Source organism: Variovorax sp. V213 (genome assembly GCF_041154455.1).
Taxonomy (GTDB): domain Bacteria; phylum Pseudomonadota; class Gammaproteobacteria; order Burkholderiales; family Burkholderiaceae_C; genus Variovorax.
Genome location: NZ_AP028665.1, coordinates 107,990 through 122,601, shown reverse-complemented (window position 1 = coordinate 122,601; position 14,612 = coordinate 107,990). Strand labels below are relative to the sequence as shown.

The following is a 14,612-nucleotide window of genomic DNA, read 5'->3' as shown; positions in this document are numbered from 1 at the left end:
GTTGCTTGCAACGACATTGATCGCCGCCGCGCAATCCTCGAACGCCGACCGGCCGATACGGATCGTCGTTCCACTGGCCGCCGGTTCGACGGTCGATGCGGTCGCCCGCGCGATCGCGCCGGCCTTCGGACGCGCGACCGGCCATCCGGTCGTGGTGGAGAACATCGTCGGCGCCGGCGGCATTCCGGGCACGGCCCAGATCGTGAAGGCCCCCAAGGACGGGCTCACGCTCGGCATGGTGTCGTCCAACCATGTCATCAATCCAGGCATCTACAAGACGATTCCCTACGACAGCATGAAGGACATCACGCCCATCGCGGTACTGGCCACGGTGCCGGTCGTGCTGGTGGTGAACAACGCGCTTCCGGTGAAGAGCGTGAAGGAGCTGCTGGCCTACGCGAAGGCCAATCCCGGCAAGCTCAATTACGGGTCCGCCGGCAACGGGAGCGTTCTCCACCTGGCGGGGGAACTGATGGTGAGCGAGAGCGGCATCGACATGAAGCACGTGCCCTATCGCGGAACCGGACCACTCATCACCGATCTGATCGGCGGGCAGGTGCAACTCGCATTCGTCTCGATCTCGCAGGTCGCCCCGCAGATCAAGGCCGGGGCGCTGCGCGCATTGGCGGTGTCGACGCCGGCGCGCTCCGCGGCCTTGCCCGATGTGCCGACGATGATGGAGTCGGGCGTGCCCAAGTACAGTTTCGACGCGTGGATCGCGTTGATCGGTCCGGCGGGCTTGCCGAAGCCCGTGGTCGACAGCTATGCCGCGGCGGTGCAAGAGGCCCTGGTGTCGCCGGAAGCAAGAAGCGTCATCGCCGGCCAGGGCCTCACGGTCCTGAACATGGGGCCCGACCTGGGGCCAGCCTTCTTCCAGTCCGAGTTGGTGAAGCACCAGAAACTGGTGAAGCAGTCTGGCGCCACCCTGGATTGAGGCGGTGCCCACATTCAGGATCGCGGCGCTGCCGGGCGAGGGTGTTGGTCCGGAAATCATCGCGCAGGCGCGGAAGGTGCTCCAGGCCTTGGAGCCTCTCGGGTTTCACGCGGAAGTCGAAGAGGGCGCCGTCGGCGGTGTCGCGTTCGAATCGCATGGCAGTCCCTTGCCGGACGAGACGCTTTCATTGGTGCGACGCGCCGACGCGGTCCTGTTCGGAACCGTGGGCGATCCGCGGTTCGATCACCTGGCGCGTGCCTTGCGGCCGGAACGCGCATCACTTGGCGTGCGGCGCGAGCTCGGGCTCTTCGCCTGCCTCAAGGAGGTCGTCGTTCCGCCGGATCTGGCGCGGCTCTCGCCCTTGCGCACCGAGCGTGTCGCCGGCACCGACCTGCTGGGGGTGCGCGAGCTGAACGGAGACGTCTGCACCGGGCTGCCGCGCGGCCAGCGAAGCGCGCCGGACGGGGCCTTCACGGGACAGCGGGAAGGGTTCGATACGATGCGGTATGTTGTAGGTCGGCGTTCAGGTGGGCGCGACTGACGCCCTGCGGGCCTCGCGGTAGCACGCGCGAAAACGCTGCGGGAGTGCCGGCCGGACAGCCCCCTCGCGCCTCTCTTTCGCTTCGAGAAGGACGAGGAGGCACTCGCGATCGCCGACGACCGAGTCCCTCCTCGCCGCCTCGCTCTACAGCCGGGACGCCGCGCTCACCTGGCCATCGTGCCTGGATGACATCGCTCAGCGCTGCGGCGACTGATGGCTGTTGAACGCATCCGCAACGGCTGCGACTTTTCTGTTGTCATCATCAGCACGCCGCCAGACCAGCGAAATGCGGCGGAAGGGCGTGGTGCGGCCCAACCCGATTTCCTTCAATTCGTACGCCTGCAGCATCGGGCGGCGCGGTAGCGGCAAGACCGTTACGCCCATCCCTTCGGAGACCATCGAGACGATGGCATCGACCGAGCGCAGCTCCATGGTGCTTTGAATGCTGGGCTCCAAGCTGCGCACCTGTCTGGCGGCCGTCCTGCCACCGGCCAGGCTCATGTCGTAGGCAATCCAGCCGTAGGTGCGCAGCAGCACCCTCGGGTCTGACGATTTTGCTGCTGCTGGCGCAAGCATCACGTAGGGCTGCCGATAGACCTCGCGCCAGACCATCCGAGTGGAGCCCCCGTTGTCAGGGCGCACGAGTAGTGCGGCATCGATGCGTCCCGCCCGCAATTCAGCCAGCAGCTCGTCGGAGTCGTTCAGCGGCGGGATGCGCACGCTCAGCAAAGGGTGGCGGGTGCGCAGCGTGCGAAGGGCGGCCGGCAGAACATCGCTTTGCATGCTCGTGATGACGCCGAGGCGGAACAGGCCCTCCACCGTCATCGACGGCCGCGACCGCAGCGACTCCACCTTGTCGATGAAGTCCGTGGCGGCTCCGGCGATCTCCAAGGCGAACGGTGTGGGTCTCACGGAACGTGTGCTGCGGTCGAACAGTGGCTGTCCGAAGAACTGCTCCAACTGCTTGATCTGCAGGCTCACGGCGCTCGGCGTACACCCGACTGCCACACCCGCTGCCGTGAAATTTCCGTGCACCAGGATGGCGCGAAGAGTGGTCAGAGCCGAAAGATTCACGAGGATTTCTCAAAACTGAAATCGGATCTTATCAATTCACTTCACAGCGTGAACTGCATAAATTACTTCCACGGCGACGCGGCGTTCACGAACCAGTCACCAAATGCAACCAATCAAGTCCATGAGCATCACCCCTTTTTCCAACACCGTCGATCTGCGTAGCGACACCGTCACGCTGCCGACCGAGTCGATGTACGACCGCATGCGAAAGGCGCCACTGGGCGACGATGGACTGGATGGGGACCCGACTGCCGTTGAGCTTGAGCAGTACACCGCCAAGCTCTTGGGCAAGCCCGCGGGGCTCTATGCGCCGAGCGCGACGATGGCCAACCTGCTGGCCATCCTGGCGCAAGCCAGCCGGCAGGACGTTGTCATCGCAGGCAGCGGCTCCCACATCTACACCGCCGAACGCGGCGCAGCAGCCATCACGGGGGCGTTCTACCAGCCAATTCCCGATCCCAATGGCGCGCTCGACCTGGCCGCGCTGCAGGCAACGCTTGCGTCCACGAAGGGAGGCCTGAAGGTACGCCTCGTGTGTGTTGAAACATCGCACAACAACGAAGGTGGCGCGGTGGCTTCCCTGAACCACATGCGCCAGGTGTTCGAGTTGGCGCGCGCCGCGGACGCTCGCGTCCATTTGGACGGTGCGCGCCTGTTCAACGCAGCTCTCGCGCTGAGCGTTCCCGCATCAAGCATTGCCACACAGGCCGACACGGTCTCTGTCTGTCTATCCAAGGGACTCAGCGCACCCATGGGGGCCGTTCTTGTCGGCCCAGTCGAGACTGTCCAGCGTGCGCGCTGGCTGCGCAAGCTGCTGGGCGGAAGCCAGCGTCAGGTTGGCATTGCTGCGGCAGCAGGCCTGGAAGCACTGCAGTCGATGGTGGACCGCTTGCCGCAAGACCATGCCTGCGCGCGGCTGTTGGCTGACGGGCTGGCCAGCGTTGCAACTTTGCGCATCAAGCACCCGCAGACCAACATCGTCCAGGTGGACGTGATGGCGACGGGGCGCACTGCCCAGCAATGGGAGGCCTCTCTGCGCAGTCAAGGTGTCCTGGTCCGCCCGTGGGGGCCAACCCTGATGCGGTGTGTCACCCATCGTCATGTCTCGGAAAGCGGCATCAGAACTGCCGTGGAAGTCTTCAAAGCTGTTGCCGCCGAACGCGGCACCCACGTACGCGGCTCCTGAAAGCACGCGCCCCACCACCAACCGGACCACTCAGCCATGAACAAGGACATCAACTTCGCCAAGCAACCGCCCAGCTACTACGCGGGCGACGAACTGCATGCCATCAAGCAGGCAAAGCTGCAGAACGCACTGGAGAAGTCCGGCTTCGACGCATTCCTCTTCTTCAAGGCCGAAGCGGTGCGATGGGCGACCGACTTCTACGTCAAAGGCTTTCGCCCCTTCCTGGAGCCGGAGTACGTAGCTTTGGTCGTCAAAGGCCGGCCGCCTGTGGTTGGCTACATCTCCGGCAGCGACGACCTGCGCATCCGCTTCAAGTCGGACATCGAGGACGCTCGCCGGCTGCCCCACGTATCGAAGTGGCATGAGGTCATCGAAAAGATGCTCGCGGACTACGGCGTGAGCGCAGGACGCATCGCCACGGACATCATGCCGCACATGGTGTTCCAGGGGCTCACGAAGCGCTGCCCCGCGATGCAGATCGGCGACGTCACGCCGATGTGGCTGCAGCTGACGGCGGTCAAGCACCCCATCGAGATCGAGCTCATCCGCAATTCGCTGCGTGTGGCCGACCTGGGCGCGCTGGCCGCCATTGACGCCATCCGGCCCGGCGTGACCGAGCAGTCGGTCTCTGCGGCCGCGGTGACCGCCATGCGCCGCGCAGGATCCGAGTTCGAGCCCTTCATCCCGCTGATCGCCTCCGGCGCGAACGCCTCGATGTTCGAGCGCATCGCAACCGAGAAGGTCATCAATTCCGGCGAGATGGTCATCCTGGACCTCGGCGCGGTCGTCAAAGGCTACACGGCCGACCTTGGCCGCACTGTCCTGTGCGGCGACGAGCCGACGGAAACGCAGCGGTCCATCTACAAGGCGACTTACCTCGCTCTGCAGGAGGCCAAGAAGATGATTCGCCCTGGTGTGACAGGCAAGGCCATCGATGCGCGCGCGCGTGAGGTCATCGCGGACAGCGGCTGGGGCGACTACACCTACACCGGCAATACGGGCCACCAACTCGGCTACGGGCTGCACGGGGAGCCGCTCGTGGACCGCCGTGTCGACTTCGTCGTCGAGGAGAACATGGTCATGTGCCTGGAGCCACGCATCGTTCTGCCCGACCAGCCGCACGTGGGTGGCGCCCACTTGGAAGACGTGGTGGTGGTGACCGCAACCGGCTGCGAGCAACTCAATACCACGCCCTATGACGCACGTCTGCTGGGCTGATCCCCTTTAAGCCAACCGGGGAGGCGCGAGTCCGGGGCTGGAAACCCTTGCTCTTGCGGACCGCCACGCCGGTCACACCTTCAACCAACCCTGGAGTTCCGAACATGCCCTGTCCTCAAATGTCCCGCCGCCTGTTCTCCTGTGTCCTCGGAATGTCGGCCGCAAGCGTGGCACTGCCTCGCATCGCCATTGCCCAGGGCGACAAGCCATTGCAGATCATCGTCGGCTACCCGCCAGGAGGCAGCACCGATGCCTTCGCGCGGCTGATCTCGGTTCCGCTGCAGCAGGTGATGAACCGGACTGTCGTGGTGCGCAATCAACCGGGCGCCGGTGGTCAGTTGGGTGCCAGTGCATTGCTTCGTGAGGGCCGCGACGGCTCGGCGGTGCTGGCGATCAACCAGCCGGACTTGAACCTTGCCATTGCCCGCGGAAACGCAGGGTTCAAGGGGACCGACTTTCGGGTCATGATGGCTGACCTGCACGAGTCGCGGGTCTTCCTCGTCAAGAATGACTCTGGCATCCGCGACTTCGTGGACTTTGTCAACAAGGCGAAGGCCAACCCCGGAAAGCTCTCCATCTCGGTCGCAGGCGGGACGGCTCAGGAGGTCCTGGCCAGGTGGCTCGTCGACACGCTGAAGATCGACGTTCTCATCGTCAACTACAAGGGCGGCGCCGAAAGTGCCACCGCTCTTCTGGCAGGCGACGTCACCGCCAACTTGGGCGACGACTTCGTGCGCTCGGTGCTGCGCCCGAAGACAACGGCGCTCTTCATCGGCTCGGACCGCAAGAGCCCCCGATGGGACGAGGCGCAGACCCTGCAAAGCCAGCTCGCAAAGCTGGGCCACTCCATGCCGTCGCCCAACTTCCTCTCGCGCTACGGTGTTTACGTCGTGTCCGCCGAGTTCGTGAAGAAGGATCCTAACGGCTACCAGGCACTGCAGCAGGCATTCCTCAAGGCCAGGAGCGGGCCGGCCATGACGGACTACATCCAGAAGAACAACCTCACGGACATGTCGCTGGGTCTTCCAGGCGAGCAGTTCGAGAAAGTGTTCAGCTCTGAGATGAGTGAGATCGAACGCATCAACAAGTAGACCCGTGAGGGTAGCCGTCGCCGCATTGGAAGGCCCCGAGCCAAGGGGCTGGCGCCATCCAACGCAGTCTGCCTGCCTCACTAGACAAATCCCACACGAGAAGAGCAACGTTCCTCAACCCATCGACTGAGACATACCCATGAACAAACAAATCCTTCGAACCATTGCGGCGCTGGCCGTCAGCCTTCCTCTTTGCGGTTGGGCCGCATGGCCAGAGAAGCCGATACGCATGGTGGTGCCCTACGCTGCCGGCGGGGGCGCCGACATCACCGCGCGCATCGTGACGCAGGAAATGAGCGCTGTGCTGGGCCAACCGATCGTCCTCGACTACAAGCCGGGCGCCGGGGGAGTCATCGGCGCCGACGCCGTCGCCAAGTCGGCCGCCGACGGCTACACCGTGCTGTACGACGCGTCAGCCTTCTCGGTGAACCCCTCGCTTTACAAGTTGCCGTTCGACGCCGCCAAGGATTTCATCCCGGTGTCACTGGTTGCCACGGCACCGCAAGTCCTGTTGGTGCCTGCCGCTGCGCCATACAAGACGGTGCCCGAAATGCTCGACTTCGCGCGCAAGAATCCCGGCGCGCTCAACTTCGCATCGGCCGGATCCGGCACCGGCTCTCACCTGGCCGCAGAAGCGTTCAACCAGCAGGCCAAGCTCGACCTGATGCATGTGCCGTACAAAGGCGGTGCGCCTGCGATCACCGACCTGATGGGCGAACGGGTGTCGATGTACTTCAGCAATGTGGCCTTCAGCCTGAGCTACATCAAGGGCGGCAAGGTGCGGGCCATTGGCGTCACTTCTACCAAGCGTCTGGCCTTGCTACCCGAGGTCCCCACCCTGGCTGAGCAGGGTCTGCCGGGCTTCAACACGTCGGAATGGAACGGCGTGTTCCTGCCCAAGGGCACGCCGCCTGACGTCGTGCAGCGCCTGGGCAAGGCTCTTCAATCGGCGTTGAACGACCCGAAGGTCAAGGAAAAGCTGTTGCAACTCGGCCTGGAGCCCGGCAACACTACGCCCGAAGAGTTCTCCAAGTTCGTGCAGAACGAAACAAGTCGAGCCAATGCTCTGGTGAAGGCGCGGAACATCAAAGTAGATTGAGTGCGCTGCAGCGGACTGGCGATGCCTTCATCCCAACCCTTACGCGCGAACGATTGCCGACCCTGGCGATCCTGAGTGCGAGGTGTCTTTCATAACAAGCAGTCACTTGACATCAACTCAATCATGGCCACCCAGTTGTCGGTTCCGCCTCACGCCTGCGATTCACATCTTCACGTCTTCGATCCTCGGTTCCGAGAAATCCTGCCTGCAGACGACATGGGCGCGATTGCGTGCACTGCGTCTGCCTATGCAAGGGTGCAGCAAGCACTGAAGGTCGATCGCGCCGTCGTGGTCACGCCCAGAAACTACGACACGGACAACGCCGTCACCCTGGACGCAATCGCCCAAATCGGCGTTGACCGCGCGAGGGGTGTCGCGGTGTTACGTCCCGATGTAGATGATTCCACGCTTGTCCGACTGAACACGCAGGGCATTCGTGGCGTCCGTTTCACCCTCTACACGCCAGAGCACGCGCCGACCTCGTTCGACATGATCGAGCCAATTGCGGCGCGGATCAAAGATCTTGGCTGGCACGTGCAGCTCCATTGGACCGCCGACCAGGTCGTTGCGCACGAGGAACTGCTTGACCGGCTCCCTGTGGACATCGTGTTTGATCATCTGGGCAGGCTGCCTGTCGCGCGTGGGCTCGATCACCCTGCCGCGGCGATCATCGAAAGGTTGTTGCGCGACGGTCGCGCATGGATGAAACTTTCGGCTCCATACTTGGATTCGCTCGTCGGCGGCGATGGGGCTTACGCGGACGTGGATCGCGCAGCCAGGCATTGGATCAAAGTCGCTCCCGAGCGTGTGGTCTGGGGAAGCGACTGGCCCCATACCTCGTTGAAACAACCACCAGACACAGCTCTCTTAATGGAGAAGCTCTTTTCGTGGGTCGAGGACCAGGCCTCGCTAGACCGAATCCTTGTATCGAATCCCGGACGTCTCTATTGGGGCACGGTTTGAAGATTCAGCTCTTGCCCAGGACCAGCCGCTTTTGATCTGCATCGCGTAGCCAGAAGCCGCGGGCCCTGCGTCAAGCTCCAATCCAGACATCGCATGGCAACGCCAGCGCTCGTGAACGAACGGTCGGTCTCGTGTGCCGATGGCCGACGATCGACGCATGGCAAGACTGTCACCGTCGTCTCGACACGCTTCAGGACCCCAGGCGGGCGTCGCGCCTGAGTGATTGAGGCGGCTTACCGAAGCCGCGCATGAACGCCTCGCGAAGGTGGCGCCGGTCGCGGAAGCCCGTTTCGCGTGCAACCACCTCCAGCGGGTGGCGGCTGCGCTCGATCATCAAGCGTGCCGCCTCCACGCGCAGACGCTCTACCGCCTTGGCCGGCGACTGCCCGGTCTCGGCGGTAAAGACACGGCTGAACTGGCGCGGGCTGAGGTTCGCAGCCGCAGCGAGTTCTTCCACGCCCAGGGACTGCGCCAGGTGGCGGCGTGCATGCTCCAGCGCCCGCGCGATGCGGTCCGAACGGGGCGCGAGATTCAGAATTTCCGAATGCTGCGACTGGCCGCCCGAACGGCGCTGATGCATGACCAGCCGGTGCGCCACTGATCGCGCCACGTCCTCGCCCAGGTCCTTCCCGACGAGGCCGAGCGCCAGATCCAGTTCTGCCGTCATGCCGGCGGAGGTCCAGATCGGGTCATCGGCGATGAAGATGCGGTCCGGCTCGACCTGGACATCGGGATGCCGCCGTTGCAGTGCGTCCGCATAGGCCCAGTGCGTCGTGGCACGTCGCCCTGCCAGCAAGCCGGCCTCGGCCAGCACGAAGGCTCCGGTGCACAGCCCCACGGTCCGACGCGCCCGAGCGCTGCACTTTCGCAGCGCATGCAGCAGTTCGGCTGGCGAGGGGCTGGCCAACGGGTCGAGCACGCCCACCACCATCCAGGTGTCCGCGGTGCTGCGTGCGGTGAAGGGCCTCGTCTGGAGGGACATCCCCAGCGAAGCCTTCACGGTGCCGCCGGGCATCGAGTGGCAAGTCACCTCGTAGAAGGGCTCGTCCGCCACGAGGTTGGCGAACTCGAAGACCGCCTGTGTGGCCAGCGCCATCACCTGAAAGCCGGTCGGCAGGACGTAGCTGATTCTGTGCATGTTCAGTCCCGGGAGACGATGGCATAAAACATGACTATACGCGTCATTTACGCCAGCCGCCCGACGGCGCAACATGCGCACCATCGAAACACCAAGACGGAGCACCACCATGACGCAGACAAGCCTGGGCACCGCCCTCATCACCGGAGCCTCCTCCGGGATCGGGGCTCTCTACGCCGACCGCCTGGCGCGGCGTGGTTACGACCTCATCCTCGTCGCCCGCAGCCGCGAGCGTTTGAACCCGCTGGCCGAGGACATCAGCAATCGCTACGGCCGCGCGGTGGAGGTCTTTCCCGCTGACCTGAACGATCCGGTGGCGCTGCGCAGCGTGGAAAACAAGCTCAAGCAGGATGCGAGCATCACCCTGCTGGTCAACAACGCCGGCATCGGCACGCACACGTCGCTGCTGGAGAGCGACGTGGACCAGATGGCGCGCATGATCGACCTCAACGTGACGGCGCTCACCCGGCTGAGCTACGCGGCGGTGCCAGGCTTCGTGGCACGCGGCAGCGGTGCGTTGATCAACGTCGCCTCCATCGTGGCCGTCTCGCCAGAGGCCCTGAACGGCGTGTATGGCGGCAGCAAGGCCTTCGTGTTGGCCTTCAGTCAATCGCTGCAGCACGAGCTGGCCGGCAAGGGCGTGCGGGTGCAAGCCGTGCTGCCGGGTGCGACGGCCACCGAGTTCTGGGCACGCGGCGGCCTTCCCGTGGAACACCTGCCGGCGCAGATCGTGATGCGTGCCGAAGACCTGGTGGATGCCGCCTTGCTGGGCTTCGACCGGGGCGAGTCGGTGACGCTTCCGTCGCTGCACGACGTCGCTCTCTGGGACGCCTACGAAGGCGCGCGCAAGGCGATGGCGCCCCACCTCTCGAGCAACGAAGCGGCATCGCGCTACCAGCCCTTGCGCTGAGTGGCCGCATCGCATTCGAACTGCGTCCCTGAAGATTCGAGGAGACCCACCGTGCCGCTGACCAGCAATGATCCACTTTCCGCCATCAGGATTCCCGGAACCGAGGATCACTTTCTCGACCCACGCGGGTCAAAGGAGAGGAGCATGGGGCGACTGCGCTATCTCTCGGGCGGAATGGGGCCGCCGTTGGTCTTGCTGCACACCGTGCGCACCCAGGCCGAGCACTTCCGCCACCTCATCCCGCTGGTCCGGGAGCGGTACACGGTGTATGCCCTCGATCTCCCTGGAATGGGATATTCGCAGATCGTGCCGGGCGCCTCCTATGAGGAGCCGGCCATGCGCGAGGCAGTCAAGAGCCTCATCACCCGACTCGACTTGCGCGATGTGACGCTGCTCGGCGAGTCGATGGGCGCGACGCTCGCCCTCACCACCGCGGCCGATCTGCCCGAGAGAGTGCGGCGTGTCGTGGCGATCAATGCCTATGACTACGCGGGCGGCATCGCGCGGTCCAGCCTGCTGGCCCGGTTCGTCGTGACCGGCGCGCTTGCGCCGGGTATCGGCCAGACCATCGCGGGCGTCCAACCCAAGCCGATCGTGCGCGCCGTGCTCCGTGGGGGTCTCGGCGACACGGCCGCCCTGCGCGATGACTACGTTGATGAACTGTTGAAGGTCGGAGGTCGGCCCGGCTATCCGGTCGTCGCCCGCGCGGTGTACGGGAACCTGCCCAGCCTCATCGCGGCCCGCGCCCGTTACCCCGAGGTCCGCGCACCCGTCCACCTCATCTACGGAGAGAAGGATTGGTCAAGACCCTCGGACCGACAAGCCAACAAGCAGCTCCTCCCCGCGGCCGAGTTCGTCCAGGTGCCTGACGCCGGTCACTTCATCGTCCTCGAGCGGCCGGACGTGCCTGCCAAGGTGTTGAACGACGCGATGCGAATCGCGAGCGTGCCGAAAGCCGCGGCCTGATGCCGCTCGACGTGAATCCCTTCTGATCTTCGATCAACCTGCAACAACCTGAGGTGCTCTCATGCCCACCCCTGACATCGTTCTCTGCGCGCCGGTCCGAACACCCATTGGGAGCTATGGCGGCTCGCTCAAGGAGACGCCCGCGTCCGCACTGGGTGCCGCGGTAATTCGCGAGACCCTTCATCGCTCAGGTCTGGCCGCGGAAGCCGTCGACACCGTTGTGATGGGACACGTGATCCAGGCCGGCACTCGGATGAATCCGGCACGACAAGCTGCCATCGGCGGCGGACTGCCTGTGCAGGTGCCCGCCCTGACGGTGAATCGGGTGTGCGGATCGGGTGCACAAGCGATCGCAACGGCGGCACTCGAGATCGCGGCGGGTTATGCCGCGGCGGCGGTTGCCGGCGGCATGGAGAACATGGACCAGGCCCCCTATCTGGTGCCCGGCGCGCGCTGGGGACAGCGCATGGGGGACGCGCAGATGCTGGACAGCATGCTGCGAGACGGTCTCCATGATGCCTTCAGCGGTCAACACTCGGGCTGGCATACCGAGGATCTCGTCGGTCGGTACGGCATCACGCGCGAGGACCAGGATCGCTGGGCCGCGCGTTCACAGCAACGGTTCAGCGGGGCTCAGGCTGCCGGCAAGTTCGCGGAAGAGATCGTCGCCATCGAGCTCTCCGGCCGCAAGGGACCGGTGAGCTTCTCCAGAGACGAAGCCAATCGGCCCGACACCACGGTCGAATCACTGGCCAAGCTCAAGCCGGCGTTTCGAAAGGACGGAACGATCACGGCCGGGAACGCGCCAGGGCTCAACAGCGGCGCAGCGGCGATGATCGTTGCGGAGCGAAGTTTTGCGGAGAAGCACGGGCTACGGCCATGGGCGCGCCTGGTCTCGCACGGCGTCGCGGCGGTTGAGCCGGGCATGTTCGGTATCGGGCCGGTGCCGGCGGTCAAACTGGCCCTGGAACGCGCCAACTGGAAGCGCACGGACATCCAGCGCATCGAGATCAACGAGGCGTTCGCCGCGATCACGCTGGCCTGCCTGCGTGAGCTGGACCTGCCGGAAGACATCGTCAACGTCGAGGGTGGCGCCATCGCCCATGGCCACGCCATCGGCGCAACGGGCGCCGTGCTGACCACGCGCTTGCTGCATTCGATGCGACGCGACGGCTTGAGGCGGGGCATCGTGACCTTGTGCATCGGCGGCGGTCAGGGCATCGCGCTGGCGCTCGAAACTCTCTGATGGAAATGATGGCAATGGGCCTGTACTACCTGGACGACCTCGTGGCGGGGGCACGGTGCAGGTAGGCGGCGAGGTCACCGATCAGCCGATCGTCTCCAACAAGTCCGGCCGACAATGCCTTTGCTGCGTGAGTCTCCCATTGATGGCGGCATTGCTGCCTGTGCGCGAGAGCTGCTCCGGAAGATCGGCAATCCGGGGCTCCGGAGCAATGGCAGGTAGGGGGCAGGCACACGGCCGCGCCGCCGCTCTATCAGGTCGTAGGCACTCGAACGAGGCGAAAACCTATGCAGCGAAGGCCGCGTGCCGCGGAGTCGACGGATTCCTCGGCTGCTTTCCTTCGTCATGTCCTCAACTCTGGCTGCAACGCTCATGGTTCAGCGTCTCCCGAGCCGTCTTCAGGCTCCAATAACTCTCCGATCAAGAAGTCTCTGAAGCTTTCTGCTGCCGGCGACAGGGCTCGCGCGCGCGGACAGAAGAGCGACAGGTGCCGATCGACGGTCGGCGACAGAAGCGGCCGCGAGACAAGGCCAAAGCACTCGAGCAACGGCAAGGCTTGGCTCGGTTGGGCTGTGATACCGAAGCCGCCCCTCACCATGCCAAGCGCGGTAGTGATGAACGAGACCTCGTGCGCCGGGTGCAGCGCGAGCGAGGCTGAGTGCTTGAAGAGATCGGCCTGCAGGCGGTTCGTGAAGTCGGGCGTGAGACTCACGAAAGGATGCTGCAGTGCCTGGGCCCAGCTCACGCGGCTTCGCGCGGCGAGCGGGTGATCGGGGCGGCACACCAGGCGTATACGGTCACGCATGAGGCTTTGCTGCGTCAGCTCGGGCGGCGTCTGGCGTTGCGGCGCGATGCCCAGGTCGGCCTCGCCGCTCACCACCCGCGCGGTGGCCTGCTGGTTGAGCGAGTCGAGCACGTAGACCGCGATGGCCGGGTACCGGCGGCGGTAGCGAAGGATCATCTCGGGCAGCGTGGTCGCGGCATACAGGGGCGTGCATGCGATGCGCACCGTGCCGCGCTTCTTTTGCTCCAGGTCCTGCGTGCTCTCCAGCGCGCGCGCGAGGTCGTCGAGCACCCGCCGCGCGAGCGGATAGAACTCGCTGCCCGCCAGCGAGAGCGCCGTGGAGCGCGTGGTCCGATCAAACAGGCGCACGCCCATGTTCCGTTCGAGATCGCGAATCAGCAGGCTCAGCGCCGATGGCGTGAGGTGCAGCCGGCCAGCCGCCGCGGCGAAGCTCCCGGCATCGGCGATGGCGACGAAGGCGCGCAACTGGCGAAAGGTGACGTTTCCGATATTCATAAGACAAGCTCACTTCGACATTAAAAAGTCTAGCTTGTCTTAGTAATGCCGGCTACCTACGATGCCCTTCATCCCGCAAATAAACGTACATAGACACGATGCTCCGATTCGATCCGAACCTACGGTGGCTCTTCACCGAATACCCCATGCTCGAACGATACGAAGCCGCCGCCAGGGCGGGCTTCCAGGGCGTGGAGGTGGCCTTCCCCTACGAGTACCCGGCGCGCGAGATCGCGGCGCGGCTTGACGCCAACGGCCTGCAGCTGGTGCAGATCCTCTCGCCTTTCGACTGGGACGCCGGTGAGCGTGGGTATGCGGCTCTGCCGGGCGCCGAGCAGAAGTTCAGGCAGAGCATCCACACCGCCATCGAGTACGCCTCGCAGGTCGGTGGGCCGATGATCCACGTGATGCCCGGCAACATTGCCGCTGGCATGGACCGGGCTCGCTGCATGGACCTCTTCAAGGACAACATTGGCTGGGCTGCCGACCAGGCCTGTACGGCCGGGCTGACGTTGATCCTCGAGCCCTGCTGCCGCGCGCGCTTTCCCGACTTTCTGTACCACCGCATCGAAGAGGGCGTGGAGGTGATCCAGGCGCTGGGCCGCGACAACGTGAAGCTGTGCTTCGACACTTTCCACATCCAGATGGAGCAGGGCGCCATCGCCGACCGATTGAAGGCGGTGTGGCCGCACATCGGCCATATCCAGGTCGGCAGCGTGCCGGGCCGCAACGAGCCGGGCACAGGCGAGATCCGCTTTCCCTACCTGTTCGAGCTCGTCGAGCAGTTGGACTGGAAGGGCTGGATCGGCTGCGAGTACGCGCCGTCGGGCCACACGCTCGATACGCTGGCGTGGGCCGCGGGCCATGGCATCCGCGATCCGCGTGCGCGCCGTGATGCGGCCGCGGAGAACGCCTCCGCAACGACAACCGCTTCGACAACGAATTAAAG

Annotated in this window: 14 protein-coding genes; 11 read left to right on the top strand and 3 right to left on the bottom strand. The window is 64.8% G+C overall.

From position 1 onward, the window contains the following. The first annotated feature begins 16 nt into the window (after window positions 1-16). The gene (locus ACAM55_RS25670; protein WP_369657473.1) at window positions 17-934 is read left to right on the top strand and encodes a Bug family tripartite tricarboxylate transporter substrate binding protein; all 918 of its coding nucleotides are present in this window, start codon (window positions 17-19) and stop codon (window positions 932-934) included. A 4-nt stretch (window positions 935-938) separates the two neighbouring features. Continuing rightward, window positions 939-1,475, top strand: a complete 537-nt coding sequence (locus ACAM55_RS25665) for an isocitrate/isopropylmalate family dehydrogenase (protein WP_369657089.1) — start codon at window positions 939-941, stop codon at window positions 1,473-1,475. A gap of 195 nt (window positions 1,476-1,670) precedes the next feature. Here the strand turns inward: ACAM55_RS25665 and ACAM55_RS25660 are convergent, their stop codons facing one another. Further along, window positions 1,671-2,483, bottom strand: a complete 813-nt coding sequence (locus tag ACAM55_RS25660) for a LysR family transcriptional regulator (RefSeq protein ID WP_369657472.1) — start codon at window positions 2,481-2,483, stop codon at window positions 1,671-1,673. A gap of 187 nt (window positions 2,484-2,670) precedes the next feature. Here ACAM55_RS25660 and ACAM55_RS25655 point away from each other — a divergent pair, with 187 nt between their 5' ends. From ACAM55_RS25655 to ACAM55_RS25635, 5 genes are all read left to right on the top strand, one after another. Beyond that, a complete protein-coding gene (locus ACAM55_RS25655; RefSeq protein WP_369657088.1) occupies window positions 2,671-3,735 on the top strand; it encodes a low specificity L-threonine aldolase in 1,065 nt (354 codons plus the stop codon). A 36-nt stretch (window positions 3,736-3,771) separates the two neighbouring features. Continuing rightward, on the top strand, window positions 3,772-4,953 hold the full coding sequence (locus ACAM55_RS25650) for a M24 family metallopeptidase (protein WP_369657087.1): 1,182 nt from the start codon (window positions 3,772-3,774) through the stop codon (window positions 4,951-4,953). Window positions 4,954-5,072: 119 nt separating this feature from the next. Next, on the top strand, window positions 5,073-6,044 hold the full coding sequence (locus ACAM55_RS25645; RefSeq protein WP_369657086.1) for a Bug family tripartite tricarboxylate transporter substrate binding protein: 972 nt from the start codon (window positions 5,073-5,075) through the stop codon (window positions 6,042-6,044). A 229-nt stretch (window positions 6,045-6,273) separates the two neighbouring features. Beyond that, window positions 6,274-7,143, top strand: coding sequence for a tripartite tricarboxylate transporter substrate binding protein (locus ACAM55_RS25640; protein ID WP_369657085.1), 870 nt, complete (start codon window positions 6,274-6,276; stop codon window positions 7,141-7,143). 123 nt (window positions 7,144-7,266) lie between these two features. Next, entirely contained in the window at window positions 7,267-8,106 is an 840-nt protein-coding gene (locus ACAM55_RS25635) for an amidohydrolase (RefSeq protein ID WP_369657084.1), read from the top strand. A 190-nt stretch (window positions 8,107-8,296) separates the two neighbouring features. On the opposite strand, the gene ACAM55_RS25630 is transcribed toward ACAM55_RS25635, so the two are convergent. Next, on the bottom strand, window positions 8,297-9,244 hold the full coding sequence (locus ACAM55_RS25630; protein ID WP_369657083.1) for a GlxA family transcriptional regulator: 948 nt from the start codon (window positions 9,242-9,244) through the stop codon (window positions 8,297-8,299). A gap of 109 nt (window positions 9,245-9,353) precedes the next feature. Between ACAM55_RS25630 and ACAM55_RS25625 the strand changes: the two genes are divergently transcribed. The 3 genes from ACAM55_RS25625 to ACAM55_RS25615 all read left to right on the top strand — a co-directional run bounded on the left by ACAM55_RS25625 (window position 9,354) and on the right by ACAM55_RS25615 (window position 12,366). Continuing rightward, window positions 9,354-10,154, top strand: a complete 801-nt coding sequence (locus ACAM55_RS25625; protein ID WP_369657082.1) for an SDR family NAD(P)-dependent oxidoreductase — start codon at window positions 9,354-9,356, stop codon at window positions 10,152-10,154. A 51-nt stretch (window positions 10,155-10,205) separates the two neighbouring features. Continuing rightward, window positions 10,206-11,120 carry an alpha/beta fold hydrolase gene (locus tag ACAM55_RS25620; protein ID WP_369657081.1) on the top strand — a complete coding sequence of 305 codons (915 nt, stop codon included), beginning with the start codon at window positions 10,206-10,208 and terminating at the stop codon, window positions 11,118-11,120. A 61-nt stretch (window positions 11,121-11,181) separates the two neighbouring features. Then, the gene (locus ACAM55_RS25615) at window positions 11,182-12,366 is read left to right on the top strand and encodes an acetyl-CoA C-acetyltransferase (RefSeq protein WP_369657080.1); all 1,185 of its coding nucleotides are present in this window, start codon (window positions 11,182-11,184) and stop codon (window positions 12,364-12,366) included. Window positions 12,367-12,733: 367 nt separating this feature from the next. On the opposite strand, the gene ACAM55_RS25610 is transcribed toward ACAM55_RS25615, so the two are convergent. Further along, on the bottom strand, window positions 12,734-13,663 hold the full coding sequence (locus ACAM55_RS25610; RefSeq protein ID WP_369657079.1) for a LysR substrate-binding domain-containing protein: 930 nt from the start codon (window positions 13,661-13,663) through the stop codon (window positions 12,734-12,736). A gap of 146 nt (window positions 13,664-13,809) precedes the next feature. On the opposite strand from ACAM55_RS25610, the gene ACAM55_RS25605 reads away from it, so the two are divergent. After that, entirely contained in the window at window positions 13,810-14,610 is an 801-nt protein-coding gene (locus tag ACAM55_RS25605) for a hydroxypyruvate isomerase family protein (protein WP_369657078.1), read from the top strand. Window positions 14,611-14,612 lie beyond the last annotated feature (2 nt).